The sequence below is a fragment of the Globicatella sp. HMSC072A10 genome, from assembly GCF_001811625.1.
Lineage (GTDB): Bacteria > Bacillota > Bacilli > Lactobacillales > Aerococcaceae > Globicatella > Globicatella sanguinis.
Genome location: NZ_KV805706.1, coordinates 15,039 through 28,776 on the forward strand (window position 1 = coordinate 15,039; position 13,738 = coordinate 28,776).

Sequence of the window (13,738 nt, forward strand, 5' to 3'; positions counted from 1 at the left end):
GAGTTTCGAAAAAATATTTTTAATTAAACCATTGGAAATATTGTAAATTAGAAAACCAATAACATATTAAATAGCATTCGATTTTTGAGGGCGTTTTTTAGTTATTACTCAGGTTGCTTGTGAAACGAATTTAAAATTACAATTTAACGGAGCATTTTTTTCTAATTATTTTCATTCACAAGCCCGTGTCTCATTTTGAGACATATTTTGCTTAATTATTAAGAATATATAAAGTTTAGCGGATTATTTTTCTAAATTTTATGGAAATGAAAATAACATTCAAAAAAGGTTGTTTTCGTGTCTCAAAATGAGACATATTGAAAATTTATGAAAACAAAAAATGCATTATTTTATCATTTTTATTATTTTTTGTCGATTTGGAATGCTTACATTGTTCAATTGGCTTTTAGATGAAAATATTTTACCTTGTTTTGAAAAATGAAACATTGTGAAAAGACATGCCTTGGGATGGTTAGATAGCGAAAAGAAGTTGGAAAAAACTTCAACAATTACGTTGGTAAAATCTGATTAATTGATAATCGAAATAGTTGACTGGCGTCAGACGGAGTCGAAAGATTAGTGATACCAACCAAATTGTGTACGGCATCAAAAGCAAAATCATCTAATTTTCCTCCTCTTCCCAATCCCGCTTGTTAAGTATAGAGACTAAATATGGCACTTTATTAGGGATGATTGAATTTCGAAATTTCAATTATAAGAAATGTCTTGTACTAACAACTTTAATAAAAGAATTTGATTTATAAGTCTTTTTAGATGCAAGTTTTTTTGATGAGTGTTAAGATGAATATGTTGCCAGTTTAGAATGGTTATAATAAACGAGAGGAGACTTTTTTATGAAGTACGTAGTAGTTGGAACATCGCATTTTGGATTTGAAGCGGTACAGACTATCTTGAAGCAAGAACCGAGTGCAGAGATTCATTTATATGAAGCAGGTGACCACGCGTCCTTTATGTCTTGTGGTGCTCAATCTTATCTTCAAGGTATTGCTCAAGCTTTAGACGAATTGCATTTTGCTACCAACCAATCTTATGCTGATCAAGGGATTCATATGCATTACTCAACAGCAGTAGTGGGGATTAATCCTGAGGCTAAAACAATTCAAATTAAGGATAGTGAAGGTGAGAAGGAAGAAAGCTATGATAAGCTCCTACTCAGTCCTGGTGGTTTTGCACCTGTTCCTAAATTTGAAGGGTACGATTTAGAAAATGTTCATACTTTCCGTGGGCGTGAAGATGCAGGAACCGTTAAAGAACGAATGAAATCTAGTAAAAAAGCAGTCGTAATTGGGGCAGGCTATATTGGTGTTGAAGTGGCGACGGCCTACACAGAAGCAGGAATCGAAACAGTTTTACTAGATGGTCTAGACCATATTTTACCAACTTATGTTGATCCGGAATTAGCGACTGTATTAGAAAATCATGCCAAAGAAAAAGGCTTGACTTTCAAAGGTCAAGAAAAAGTTGAGAAATTAATCGGTGAAGACGGCAAAGTAACCGGCGTTGTAACGGATAAAGGAGAATATGAGGCTGATACCGTTGTTATTGCAGTAGGAGTTAAACCAGATACCGAATGGTTAAAAGGAATTGTCGATATCGATGATCGTGGATTTGTAGAAATCGATGAATTCATGCGCACTTCTGTAACAGACATTTATGCGGGTGGGGATGCAACTAAAGTTATGTATGCACCGACCGGCAAGAAAACTAATATCGCTTTAGCAACGAATGCTCGTCGTCAAGGAATTGTGGCGGCTTTACATGCTTTAGGAAAAGAATCATTAGTGGTGAAGATGATGCCTGTATCAGGAACTTCTGCTTTACATGTTTTCGATTATACGGTTGTCACAACAGGTTTAGGGCATGTGAGTGCGGATAGTTATGATGGTAAGATTGCTTCAGCTTATTGTGAAGAAAAAGTTTATCCAGACTTTATGCGTCGACCAGGTACGGTTCATATGAAGATTTACTTCGATGAAGACACGCATGTGATTTTAGGCGCACAATTTGTTTCTATTCATGACGTGGCGGATTCCATCAATGCGTTATCGATTGCGATTAATGCTAAATGGACGTTAGAACAATTAGCAATGGTAGACTTCTTCTATCAACCAAATTATGACCGTCCATGGCATTATGTTCAAGTGCTTGCTCATCAAGCATTAGGAAATCAATTTGGTGGAGCAGACAAGATTTTATTCTAATTCAAACGAATTAATTTCTATACTCTATTGTGGAAATGAAACAATCATTTGAATTGAATGATATTCTTTATAAGAATTAAAATAGTAAAAAGTCTTTAAGTATTATAAGCTTAGAGACTTTTTTTGTTGCATTTGATTAATTAAAAATAGTATCCATCTTTCTAACTTCAATATGGAATCAGGAGCGTCAATTGCAACTTAGAATCTAAGGAAAGATTCAATTAAAACATCACATTCATTTTTTATGGGAAAGCCCAGAGCATTTTCATGGAAGAACTAAGTAGAAAAAGTGCGTTCGATATCTTATACTGTAAGTAGATAAATGCTATTTTTTTTAATAACAATTTGATTAGGGAGTTGAAAAAATGTTTCAAGTTAAAGTTCAATTAAAAGAGATAAAGTCGCCTCCGATTTGGCGTAATTTAGTATTGCCGAATCGTATCACTTTTTTTGAGTTGCATCATATTATTCAAATTGCATTTGGCCTGTTTGATATGCATTTGTTTCATTTCACAAAAAAGTCGTATCCTTTTGAAATAAACCTAGAGTATATACGTGATGAGTATTTTAATTCTTATCGTGATGGTATCGACTTTGTGGATGCAGATAAGACACTTGTTTTTCCTTACTTATTAGAATTAAACAGTCTCGATTATACCTATGATTTCGGTGATAATTGGGAGTTTAAAATCACCTTGATGAAAGTAAAGGTCACAACATCAGAGGAGGTCCCTAGCGTGGTCAGCTTTCGTGGCGAAAACATATCGGAAGATTGTGGCGGCCTTGGAGGTTTAGAGGAAATTAGAGAACTGGCAAAAACCCCTGATTCTAAAGAGTATCAAGCGTGGGTTAAATGGAATCCTAGAATTTTAGAAGATTATGATCTACCTCAAGTGAATAAGCGATTAGCGAAGTTTTATAGGCTAAATAATGGTGATGTTATTTTGCCTTATCATATTTATAATTCAGAAGTGGAAATCAATTGGTAATTTATTTTTGATCCATTAAATTAAAATCCTATGGTTTTACAATTAAGTTTGTAAAGTTCATAGGGTTTTTGTTATTTTAAAGATAAGTTTGATGCTATACTGAGGATAGATACTTTTTAGGAGGATGACGCGTGTTAATTTTAGTTTTGGAAGTTTTGATAAAGTTACCTTATGCTAACTCTTTAAAAGACAAACGCAGTATTCGCCAGTCGTTAGTTTCACAGTTAAAAAAGGGATTTTCAGTTAGTGTGCGAGAGACGGCACATCAAGAAGATTATCAACAGCTACATTTATCGCTAGCGTTGGTTTGTTTGTCGGAACTAGAATGCGAGCAATATGCTCAACGGATTGAAGATTTCTTATATGATTTTACTTTGAATAAGTCCTGCGAATTACAGGAAGTTAATTGGGATATTTTGGTTGTTGATTAATATCAATGTTCGATGAAGGAGTGCAGTCACATGAAAAACGCTAAGAAAATGAAATTATCATTTAATTCGCCAGTCATATTGTCTTTTGCTTTTGCTAGTTTTATGATTCTGTTGTTTGATAAGGTGTTAGGAGGCGTTTTGACGCGTACGCTATTCAGTGTTTACCGTTCATCGTTATGGGATCCCTTAACTTATTTGCGATTTTTTGGACATGTCTTGGGTCATGCAAATTGGGATCATCTGATTGGTAATATGATGATGTTTTTAGTGATTGGACCCTTGCTAGAAGATAAGTATGGTTCGCTGAATATTTTAGTGGTCATCTTATCGACAGCCTTCATAACGGGTGTGATTCATTTTTTACTATTTCCACGAGTGGCGTTACTTGGAGCTAGTGGAGTAGTTTTTGCTTTCATATTATTCGCATCGATGACCAGTTTAAAAGAAAGTGAAATTCCGATTGCGTTTATTTTGGTGGCGTTGCTTTATATCGGCAAGGAAGTCCATCAAGGCCTCTTTACTTCCGATAATATCTCAAATTTAACGCATATTATCGGTGGTTTAGTAGGGGCGTATTTAGGCTATCAATTAAACTTGTATCAAGCTAAGCAACGATAAATGACTTTGTTATTTGCACTCTTTAAGCATGGTAACCAAGGCTACTTATCTTTTTTGGATGAGTAACCTTGGTTATTTTTATGGGGTAAAGTATATTGCTTAAGGGAGATAAGTGAAGTTTTTTTGAGGTTATTCATTCATTTGGATTTAAGTAAGTTTTTTAGGTACATTAGTCAGTGTCATAAAGGATTCGATTAAACCTTTTTCGCTTGCTGTTAAAGTTTTATTGGCTGCATGAGCTATAAAATATTTCAACGATATCAGTTTTTGAGGAAGTTCAACTAAATTATATTGAGCTTCTGGTTGCACCGTTAGGACGTGCTGAGGCACAAATGTTACTCCTAGATTTTGTTTGGCTAATTCTGCTACGGTATAAATGTTTGAACTTTCCATTAAAATAGTTGGTTGGATGTGATAATGCTGTAAGATATGATCGATTTGACGACGAATGGCAGAACCAGCAGACGTTAACACCAGTGGATTGGACAAGAGATCCTTAATAGAAAACTCTTCATAAGGTCGGTATAAAATGCCTGCTTTATAAAGAGGTGACATCGGTGGGATAATCGCATAATAGGAATAGGATTGCGTTTCATAATAGATTAAATTGGGTGAGACGGTTTCAGGATTTTGACCAATATAAAAATCATTTTGTTGTGCTAGAACACGTTCTTCATTTTTTCTAGGAAGGTCTTCTTCAATAAGTAATTGGCTATTTGGAAAGGCCTGATAGAACTTCGGTACAAATAAGGGTAATAAATAAGTGCCTAGACTCGGTAAAATACCGGCTCGAATATAGTTTTTTTCATGAGCTGTGTATTGTGAGAGTTGTTCCTGGAATTTGTTGATTTCATTGTCTAATGATTCTAAATGTTGGTAATAAAGTTTTCCAGCCTCTGTCAATTGTAGGCGGGGTGATTTGCGATTGATAATTGTCGTGCCTAATTCTTCTTCGGTTCTGAAAATGACTTGAGATAAATAAGGTTGTGAAATATATAAATTTTTGGCGGCTTTGGTAAAATTGCCAAACTTTAGCAGGACATCTAAGTACTGAAGTAAGGTTTTTGGATCGTTTATGGACATTGGTTATCCCTTCTTTCTTTTTATCATTATAACAAATTACTTATCGGTTTATAATATAATAAATATTTCACAATATAATAAATTTTTCTTATAATAACCATATAAGCGTTTGCATAAACGATCTAAATGCTTCTTAAAGCATGAAACACCGACTAATAATAGAAAAGGGGTCATAATATGAAATTGTTAGCTATTGTGGGTACCAATTCAGATGTATCGACAAACCGTCAACTCTTACAATTTATGCAAAGTCATTTTGCTAAAAAAGCAGATATTGAATTATATGAGATACGTGATTTACCAGCTTTTAATGAGCCAGAAGACCGTATTGCACCTGAGGGCATCCAAGAACTTTCTAATAAAATATTAGCGGCAGATGGGGTCATCATCTCGACACCAGAATACGATCATACCATTACCGCTGCTTTAAAATCCGTATTAGAGTGGATTTCTTATACAACACGTGCTTTGGTCGATAAACCGGTCATGGTAACCGGAGCATCATTAGGAGCGTTAGGTTCTTCAAGAGCACAGGCACACTTACGTCAAATTTTAGATGCACCCGATATTAAAGCACGGGTAATGCCAAGTTCAGAATTTTTGTTAGGCCATTCGAGTCAAGCTTTTGATGAGACAGGCAACCTAAAAGATCAAGCTAAAGTAAAAGAGTTGGAAACTTGTTTTGAAGAATTCCAATTATTTGTTGAAATTACACACCTATTGATTGAACGCAAACGTGAAATTGAACGTAAGGGGGACTTATAATGAAGTTTGTCGCGATTGTTGGAACCAATGCAAAAAAATCATACAACCGAAAATTATTAACCTTTATGCAAAGCCATTTTCAAGATTTAGCAGACATTGAAATTCTTGAAATTGACCAAGTACCAATGTTTAATCAGTCAAACGATCAAACAGAAACTGAAGTCATTCAAACATTAAATAATAAAATTATTACTGCTGACGGGGTAATTATTGCGACACCAGAACACAATCATTCTATTCCGTCCGCATTGAAATCGACACTTGAATGGTTATCCTTTAAAGTGCATCCATTAGACTCTAAACCCGTCATGATTGTGGGGGCTTCTTACGATATTCAAGGTTCCTCTCGTGCTCAATTACATTTACGACAAATTTTAGATGCACCGGGTGTTAATGCGACGGTTATGCCTGGGAATGAATTTTTGCTTGGGAGAGCTCACGAAGCCTTTGATGAAGCAGGGCAATTAAAAGATGATCGCACGGTCACTTTCTTAGAAATCTGCTTTAAGAAATTTATCCGATTCAGCAATATAGTGAGTCAATTGGCTTTACCAGAAGAAATCGAATTTAAGCCAGGTACTTATGAAGTGGCAGCTAAAGGCCATAATGGTGATTTACCTATGGTGGTAACTTTCAGTGAAAATCGTATTGAAAAAATAGACATTGATAGTCGTGGAGAATCAGAAGGGATTGCAGACGTGGTCTTCACTCGCGTACCAAAAGCGATTTTAGATGGTCAAACTTTGAATGTTGACGTTGTATCAGGAGCATCGGTGACCACGAATGGGGTCTTAGATGGTGTCGCACGCGCAGTAGAGATGGCTGGTGCCAACCCAGAAGTCTTAAGAAAACGACCTAAAACAGGTGCTGTGGCGGCAGAAAAAGTTGAAGAAATGACAACGGATGTCATTGTAGTGGGAGCCGGCGGTGCCGGATTATCAGCAGCTGCCACCGTATTACAAAATAATAAACAAGTGATTGTGCTTGAAAAATTCCCGGCAGTAGGTGGAAATACTATTCGTACCGGTGGGCCTATGAATGCCGCTAACCCTGAATGGCAACATACATTTAAAGCTTTACCAGGTGAAGCAGCGACTTTAGAAGACATTACGAAGATGGATGAAGGTCAAATTGATGCAGAATATTTAGACGATTTCCGCGAATTAAAAATGCAAATTCAAGCTTACTTAGCAGACCGTGAAGCAGGTAAAGATTATTTATTTGATTCACCATTATGGCATCGAATTCAAACTTATATTGGCGGTAAGCGGACCGATTTACAAGGTAATGTTATTTATGGTCAATATGACTTGGTGAAAATCTTAACCGATCGGGCTTTAGAATCGGTTAAATGGTTAGAAGAAGTCGGAGTTGATTTTGATAAAAATCATGTTGAAATGCCCGTAGGAGCATTATGGCGTCGGGGACACAAGCCACTTAAAAATCAAGGATATGCCTTTGTCTCCGCATTAGATAATTTCGTCAAGGCAAATGGTGGTCAAATTATGACCGATACAGCGGTGAAAGAATTAATCGTGGAAGACGGCAAAATCGTAGGTGTCAAAGCGAAAGGTCCTAATAATACTACAATAAAAATCATGGCTAAAGCAGTGATTTTAGCTTCAGGTGGATTTGGAGCGAATACTAAAATGCTGAAAAAATATAATACTTACTGGGGAGAAATTGATGACGATATTAAAACGTCAAACTCTCCTGCCATTACTGGAGATGGCATTGTTCTTGGAGAAAGCGTTGGTGCTGATTTAGTGGGGATGGGCTTCTCACAAATGATGCCAGTATCTGATCCGAATACTGGAGCCTTATTCTCAGGGCTACAAGTGCCACCAGCTAACTTCTTAATGGTTAACCAAAAAGGGGTTCGTTTCGTCAATGAATACGCAGGACGTGACACCTTAACGCAAGCTGCGATTGATAATGGAAGCTTATTCTATTTAATCGCTGATGATGAAATTAAGAAGACAGCCTATAACACAAGTCAAGAAAAAATTGACCAACAAGTGGCCGAAGGCACTTTATTTAGAGCGGATACGATTGAGGAATTAGCGCCTCAAATTGGTATTGAACCACAAGTCTTAAGAGAAACCGTTGATAAATATAATGCCTATGTTGAAGCAGGAAAAGACCCAGATTTTGGTAAAGATGTCTTTGACTTAAAAGTAGAAGTTGCGCCATTTTATGCAACACCAAGAAAGCCGGCGGTTCATCATACGATGGGTGGATTAAAAATTGATACTGCAACCCATGTTATCAATACCGATGGCAATGTGATTGAAGGCTTATACGCAGCAGGCGAAGTTGCTGGTGGTATCCATGCAGGAAACCGTTTAGGTGGTAACTCCTTAACCGATATTTTCACATTCGGACGAATTGCTGGTCAAACAGCTGTGGATGAACATGTTAAATAATTAAGAGTGAAAGAGGCTGACCTTTTAGGAGGTTGGCTTTTTTTGGGGAGATATAATGAGTTTTTCTAACGACTGATTTAAAATATTATTTTTAGCGTGACGTGTTATAATAAACTAAATGAAACAGATTAAATGGTGAACTTTTTGGTGTGCTGGAACCCAAAGATAAGGCTGACCATAGCAAGTCAAACAAATTTTTTTATTTCACTACCGATTTGAGATTTGGTTAGGAGGGATATAATGAAGAGGGAATTCATCCGTGAAGACATCGATTTTTATTCTGACGGCACGCGTTGTAGTGGCTGGTTGTATTTACCGGCAACACGCTATCCGGCACCAGTGATTGTAATGGCGCATGGTTTAGGTGCTTTGCGTGATATGCGATTGGACGTATATGCCCAACGTTTTGCTCAAGCGGGCCTGGCTTGCTTTTTGTTCGATTACCGTAATTTTGGGGCGAGTAAGGGTCAGAAGCGTCAATTAATTAATGTTCAACATCAATTGGCTGATTGGCGTCAGGCGATTGAGTGGGTAAAAAAGGAATCAAGAGTCGATACGACTCGGTTATTTTTATTTGGCACTTCATTTAGTGGCGGTCATGTGATTCAATTAGCCGCTGAGCGTCAGGATATTACCGCTACAATTGCTCAATGTCCTTATACCGATACTTGGGCGACGACGCGTGCAGTCCCTTTTTTCTCTTTACTTAAAATGATGCCCTATTTAGTGGCGGATATCGTATCAATGGTAAGAGGCTATCGGCCGGTTATGTTAAAACTGGCAGGTAATAAAGGCGAAGTAGCATTGATGACAGTGGCAGATCATGATGATAGCGCCAGTAGAATGATTGGGGAGGCTCATTTTATCAATCAAGTCCCGGCACGTACTTTATTAGAGTTTCTAAAATACTCGCCAGGAAAGTTAGCCCGAGACGTTGCAACACCGATTTATTTTGCTTTATGTAAAAAAGATACCATTGCCCCAGCTTCAGCTACTTTAAAATGGGCCCAACAAGCACCTCATGTCACTATTAAAGAATATGATTGCGCGCATTTTGACATTTATTTAGAACCGATGTTTGAGGCGGTTATTCAAGATTATATCGAATTTTATCACACTATTGGTAACCAGAAAAAGTAAAGGAGTACTTAATGAAAATTAGTTTAATTCAGCTAGAAGCTTGCCCGACTCCAACAACGAATCCCTATCAAGCAGTTGAAGCACTTTTCGAGCAATTGGCACATTCTGAACAGGGGATTGGTGATGTGGTATTATTACCAGAATTGTGGAATATGCCACTAGCAACTTCTCAACCCGAAAAATATGCCGATTTCAATGGCGAAAAAACAAAAGCTTTATTATCGCAATTAGCTACAAAATATCGAGTGAATATTGTGGGCGGCTCCATTATTGAACAAAGAGGGGAGCACTACTATAATACTGCTCACGTCTACAATCGTGAGGGTGCCCTTATGACTAGCTATGATAAGGTACACCTTTATCATCCCCAAGACGAGTCAGAAGCAATGACCGCGGGTGATGAGTTGTGTGTTTTTGAATTAGAGGGCATCAAATGTGGCTTAATTATTTGTTATGATTTGGATTTTGTTGAATGGGTCCGCAAATTGGCCCTTGCTGGCATCCAATTATTATTTATTCCGGCAGCGTGGCCAAAAGCATTTATCCATCATCTAGAAGTACTATTAAAAGCCCGCGCACTAGAAAACCAAATTTTCACGATTTGTGCGAATCAATTTACGCCTGAACAAATGGATGGTCCCGGTGTGACCGGTGGACATAGTCAAATTGTTGATCCATTAACCAATGTTCAATTTATGTTAAAGGATGAGGAGTCTTTTGGTACCTTCGAAATTCGACCACAAATGATTGAAGAAGTAAAAGCAAGTTTTGATTTTTATCGTGACCGTCGTCCCGAATTATATTGAAGAAAATCGATACAGAAAGCATTTTATTTTATTGTGAAGTCTGAGTTTCGAAATACGGGTCTTTACAGTGAGTAGAATGCTTTTTATTTCAAGTTTATGCCCAGCCTGACGAATGAAGTTTTATTCTTGGTTGGCAAAGTATTGTGGAAATTTGTGAAACTGTTTTTAACTATAAAATAAAATGGAGCGATGACGATTAACGTTTCCGCTCCAATTTCTTAATTAAACCATATGACGACCGGAAGAGATGTTAAGCTTACCGGTTTTGTTTATTTTCAGCAGACTAGTTTTAAACTTCAATGTCCAATAAGGAAACATACATTTGTCCGCCGTGCATATCAATTTCATCCCGGCTTCCTTCAATTGGTTTCCGTGGCATACTGACTTTAGCTACTTGGATATGCTCAAGACAATAAATCTCTACCTCTTCTGGTTTTACTCCATACATTGTGGCAATATAATCACGATTATTTTCAAATGCAGTAGTTATTTTTTTAGTATCTTCGACATTATGACAAAAGACATCGATGGTTAACCAGAAAGGACCAGCATTTTTACTTCGAACATATTTAGCAATCGATTCTACTGTATTTAATTTGACTGACATCTTGATTCCTCCTTTTATCCGAATTAAATGTCATCATACTTAAAGCGAATGAGTTCGAGTGGATCACATTTTATAGTATGATGAAGTTTGAACTCATAAATCTTACCACGTTCAATTTCAGGTGGGGAGAAAATAAAGGCATAGGATGGCATTTGTTTAGCTTCGAAAATATTATGATGTAGCAATAATGGATTAAAGGCTTTGGCTACTTTTGAAGCTAATTCTTGGGTATCAGCGGTAACAGTTAGCATCATGAGAATTTCGTTTGGTTGGTAATCTTCAGGTACCGGTGCGCCAGAAACACCATTGTAACCATAGGGACGTAGCCAGAAATCGTAGGACTCTTTTTCAATTCCATTTTTCGTCAGTTTTTCTACACCCGCTGCAGATACGGAATCAATCCAAACTTGTGGGTCTTCCATTATTTTTGGATCACGAATACCAGCCATACTAACAGTTTGATAGCCGACAGCACCCGCGCCTTCTAATTTTAAATTATATGGAAAGTATTCAATCGTTGTTCCTTCAACTCTGACGGCTGTATCTGAGAGAGCGGTATAAGTTGAGTTGGATATGTCGATACAAATACCTGGTTCATATAATCGGATGGGATTGGAATTTTCATAAATCATATGTGAAGATACCGAATAAGGGGTAGCTGTACTTCCTGGTTGGACACAATGAATGGTAAAACCGGTGTCATCAATTTCTGTAAACACGCCTCCTAATAAACCAGCGGAGGTACACACACCGCCACATTCGACAGTTTTAGCTGCGTGCCAACATGCAGCTGGGTCACATTCTTTCATTAAAGGGTAAGCCGCAATTACAGCGGTATCGGTTGCGCGTCCTCCAATAATAATATCAGCATTATTATTAAAGGCTTCAATATAGGCTTCAGCCCCTAATAATGCCACGATATGATCGCATTGATCGAATGTTGCTTCGCTGATTTCAGGTGCTCCAGCTAGAGGGGAGATTTTTCCTAAACGGAATTTTTCTTTCATCACTTCGACATTTTGTTGTGAATAAATACGTGCAATCTTTTTATGAATGCCAGCTTCTTGACAAATCTCTACTGCAAGTTGATAGACAGTGTCGACTCCAACATCCGATCCACAAGTGCCAGAAGAACCGATGGTAATTGGAATATTCAGTTGGTCACCTGCTAAAATCATCCTTTTTAAATCGCGTTTGACATCTTCTAAAGCGTATTTTCCTAATCCAGAACCTAAATAATAGGGACCTGAGTCGGTTGAACCCGCATCACTGGAGAGGATATCTGGTTTCATTGCGATACCAGCTTCAAATGCTTCTTCGGTAATATTTAGTCCTAAAGCACCGTAGGGAACAAATACTTTTACTTTGCTCATATTCTTCTTCCTTTCTAAATAAAAATAGGTATTGTAAGCGTATACTTTAGCTTTATTATAAATTGTATTTGATATAATGTAAAATGCGAAAAAATAAGAATGGGTATAACTTGTATGTTATGATGAGAATAGAAAAAATAATTTTGAAGAGGTGTTACGAATGATTAATGAAAAGCAAATCAACTATTTTATGACAGTAGCACATGAAAAGAATATGAGCAAAGCCGCTCGTCAATTATATATTTCTCAGCCAGCTTTAAGTCGTTATATTAGTCAGTTAGAAAAAGAGTTAGGAACCCTATTATTTAGACGAGAGCCTCATGGCCTAACTCTGACTCCAGCAGGGGAACTCTATTTAGAGAGTTGCCAGAAAGTTAATGCTATATATCGTTCTGTCTTAAATCAAATGGCTTATTCTGACGATTTAGAGAAAAAACAAATCCGCATTGGAGTAACGACCTTAACCGGCGAATTTTTAATACCACATCTCATCCACTATTTTGATCAAAATTTTCTCCATGTGGAACTACATTTTATAGAAGAACGGATGGAAGCACTGTATGATATGGTAGCTGAGAATAAGGTGGATTTAGCTTTAGTCTATCACACCCATCACACAACCTTGCAGTACACTAAAATAATGGAAAACCGAGTGTATTTGCAGGTCCCACCTTCGTTTGTAAAAGAACGGGAAGTACTGGATGAAAATTGGTATCCAGGTACTCAGAATCCTGCAATTCCAATAAAGCTATTGCAAGATCAAACGATGATTTTATTAAAAGAAGGAAGAGGGATGCGCAAAATAGCGGATAGTTTATTTACCCTTTATCATATTGAGCCACGTCATATAATGGAAACGACCAGCATTCATTTCTGTAGTCAGTTAACGGATTTAGACAAAGGCTTTACTTTTGTTCCCAGTATGGTGCTCCATCGTTATAAGCAAGAAGTCCCTCAATCCATTTACTGTCAATTGCAAGAACAAACAATAAACCGACCAATTTATTGTTGTTATAAAGAGTATGATTATTTAACACCTGCTGAAAAATCGCTGATCACCTTTATGACTCAAATTGAAGGAAGGATTCGAGAGTAAAATTTTTGGCTTGCATCCAAAATAAAGGTGTTGAAGGGACTGATATTGATGGTTTAGAAGTCTTTAGTAAAATATATGAGGCTGAGTGAGTGTATCCTGTTAGGTTATCATACATATGTGACAAAAAAATAAAAAAGAAAGAGAGCTTCTGATACAATAAAGTTTGGACACAACATTGTAAA

At 37.0% G+C, this 13,738-nt stretch carries 12 protein-coding genes; 9 read left to right on the forward strand and 3 right to left on the reverse strand.

The features are described 5' to 3' along the window. Nucleotides 1-854 precede the first annotated feature (854 nt). From HMPREF2811_RS04845 to HMPREF2811_RS04860, 4 genes are all read left to right on the forward strand, one after another. Nucleotides 855-2,222: an FAD-dependent oxidoreductase gene (locus tag HMPREF2811_RS04845; protein ID WP_071408339.1), complete on the forward strand. Its 1,368-nt coding sequence runs from the start codon at nt 855-857 to the stop codon at nt 2,220-2,222. Between the two features lie 365 nt (nt 2,223-2,587). Beyond that, on the forward strand, nt 2,588-3,211 hold the full coding sequence (locus HMPREF2811_RS04850) for a plasmid pRiA4b ORF-3 family protein (RefSeq protein WP_071408340.1): 624 nt from the start codon (nt 2,588-2,590) through the stop codon (nt 3,209-3,211). Between the two features lie 131 nt (nt 3,212-3,342). Next, nucleotides 3,343-3,642, forward strand: a complete 300-nt coding sequence (locus tag HMPREF2811_RS04855; RefSeq protein ID WP_071408341.1) for a DUF503 domain-containing protein — start codon at nt 3,343-3,345, stop codon at nt 3,640-3,642. Between the two features lie 30 nt (nt 3,643-3,672). Further along, nucleotides 3,673-4,260, forward strand: a complete 588-nt coding sequence (locus HMPREF2811_RS04860; protein WP_071408342.1) for a rhomboid family intramembrane serine protease — start codon at nt 3,673-3,675, stop codon at nt 4,258-4,260. Between the two features lie 147 nt (nt 4,261-4,407). Here the strand turns inward: HMPREF2811_RS04860 and HMPREF2811_RS04865 are convergent, their stop codons facing one another. After that, a complete protein-coding gene (locus tag HMPREF2811_RS04865; RefSeq protein ID WP_071408343.1) occupies nt 4,408-5,343 on the reverse strand; it encodes a LysR family transcriptional regulator in 936 nt (311 codons plus the stop codon). Nucleotides 5,344-5,520: 177 nt separating this feature from the next. Between HMPREF2811_RS04865 and HMPREF2811_RS04870 the strand changes: the two genes are divergently transcribed. From HMPREF2811_RS04870 to HMPREF2811_RS04885, 4 genes are all read left to right on the forward strand, one after another. Then, a complete protein-coding gene (locus HMPREF2811_RS04870; RefSeq protein ID WP_071408344.1) occupies nt 5,521-6,108 on the forward strand; it encodes an NADPH-dependent FMN reductase in 588 nt (195 codons plus the stop codon). Continuing rightward, complete coding sequence (locus HMPREF2811_RS04875; RefSeq protein ID WP_071408345.1) at nt 6,108-8,534, forward strand: flavocytochrome c; 2,427 nt, start codon at nt 6,108-6,110, stop codon at nt 8,532-8,534. Before HMPREF2811_RS04870 ends, HMPREF2811_RS04875 begins: the two co-directional genes overlap by 1 nt. Nucleotides 8,535-8,774: 240 nt before the next feature. Continuing rightward, on the forward strand, nt 8,775-9,674 hold the full coding sequence (locus HMPREF2811_RS04880) for an alpha/beta hydrolase (protein ID WP_071408346.1): 900 nt from the start codon (nt 8,775-8,777) through the stop codon (nt 9,672-9,674). Between the two features lie 11 nt (nt 9,675-9,685). Beyond that, complete coding sequence (locus HMPREF2811_RS04885) at nt 9,686-10,480, forward strand: nitrilase-related carbon-nitrogen hydrolase (RefSeq protein WP_071408347.1); 795 nt, start codon at nt 9,686-9,688, stop codon at nt 10,478-10,480. A gap of 289 nt (nt 10,481-10,769) precedes the next feature. On the opposite strand, the gene HMPREF2811_RS04890 is transcribed toward HMPREF2811_RS04885, so the two are convergent. Both HMPREF2811_RS04890 and HMPREF2811_RS04895 read right to left on the reverse strand, forming a co-directional pair. Beyond that, complete coding sequence (locus tag HMPREF2811_RS04890; protein ID WP_071408348.1) at nt 10,770-11,087, reverse strand: DUF4387 family protein; 318 nt, start codon at nt 11,085-11,087, stop codon at nt 10,770-10,772. 23 nt (nt 11,088-11,110) lie between these two features. Further along, nucleotides 11,111-12,460 carry an acyclic terpene utilization AtuA family protein gene (locus tag HMPREF2811_RS04895; protein ID WP_071408349.1) on the reverse strand — a complete coding sequence of 450 codons (1,350 nt, stop codon included), beginning with the start codon at nt 12,458-12,460 and terminating at the stop codon, nt 11,111-11,113. A 160-nt stretch (nt 12,461-12,620) separates the two neighbouring features. Here HMPREF2811_RS04895 and HMPREF2811_RS04900 point away from each other — a divergent pair, with 160 nt between their 5' ends. Then, complete coding sequence (locus tag HMPREF2811_RS04900) at nt 12,621-13,556, forward strand: LysR family transcriptional regulator (protein WP_071408350.1); 936 nt, start codon at nt 12,621-12,623, stop codon at nt 13,554-13,556. Nucleotides 13,557-13,738: the final 182 nt, after the last annotated feature.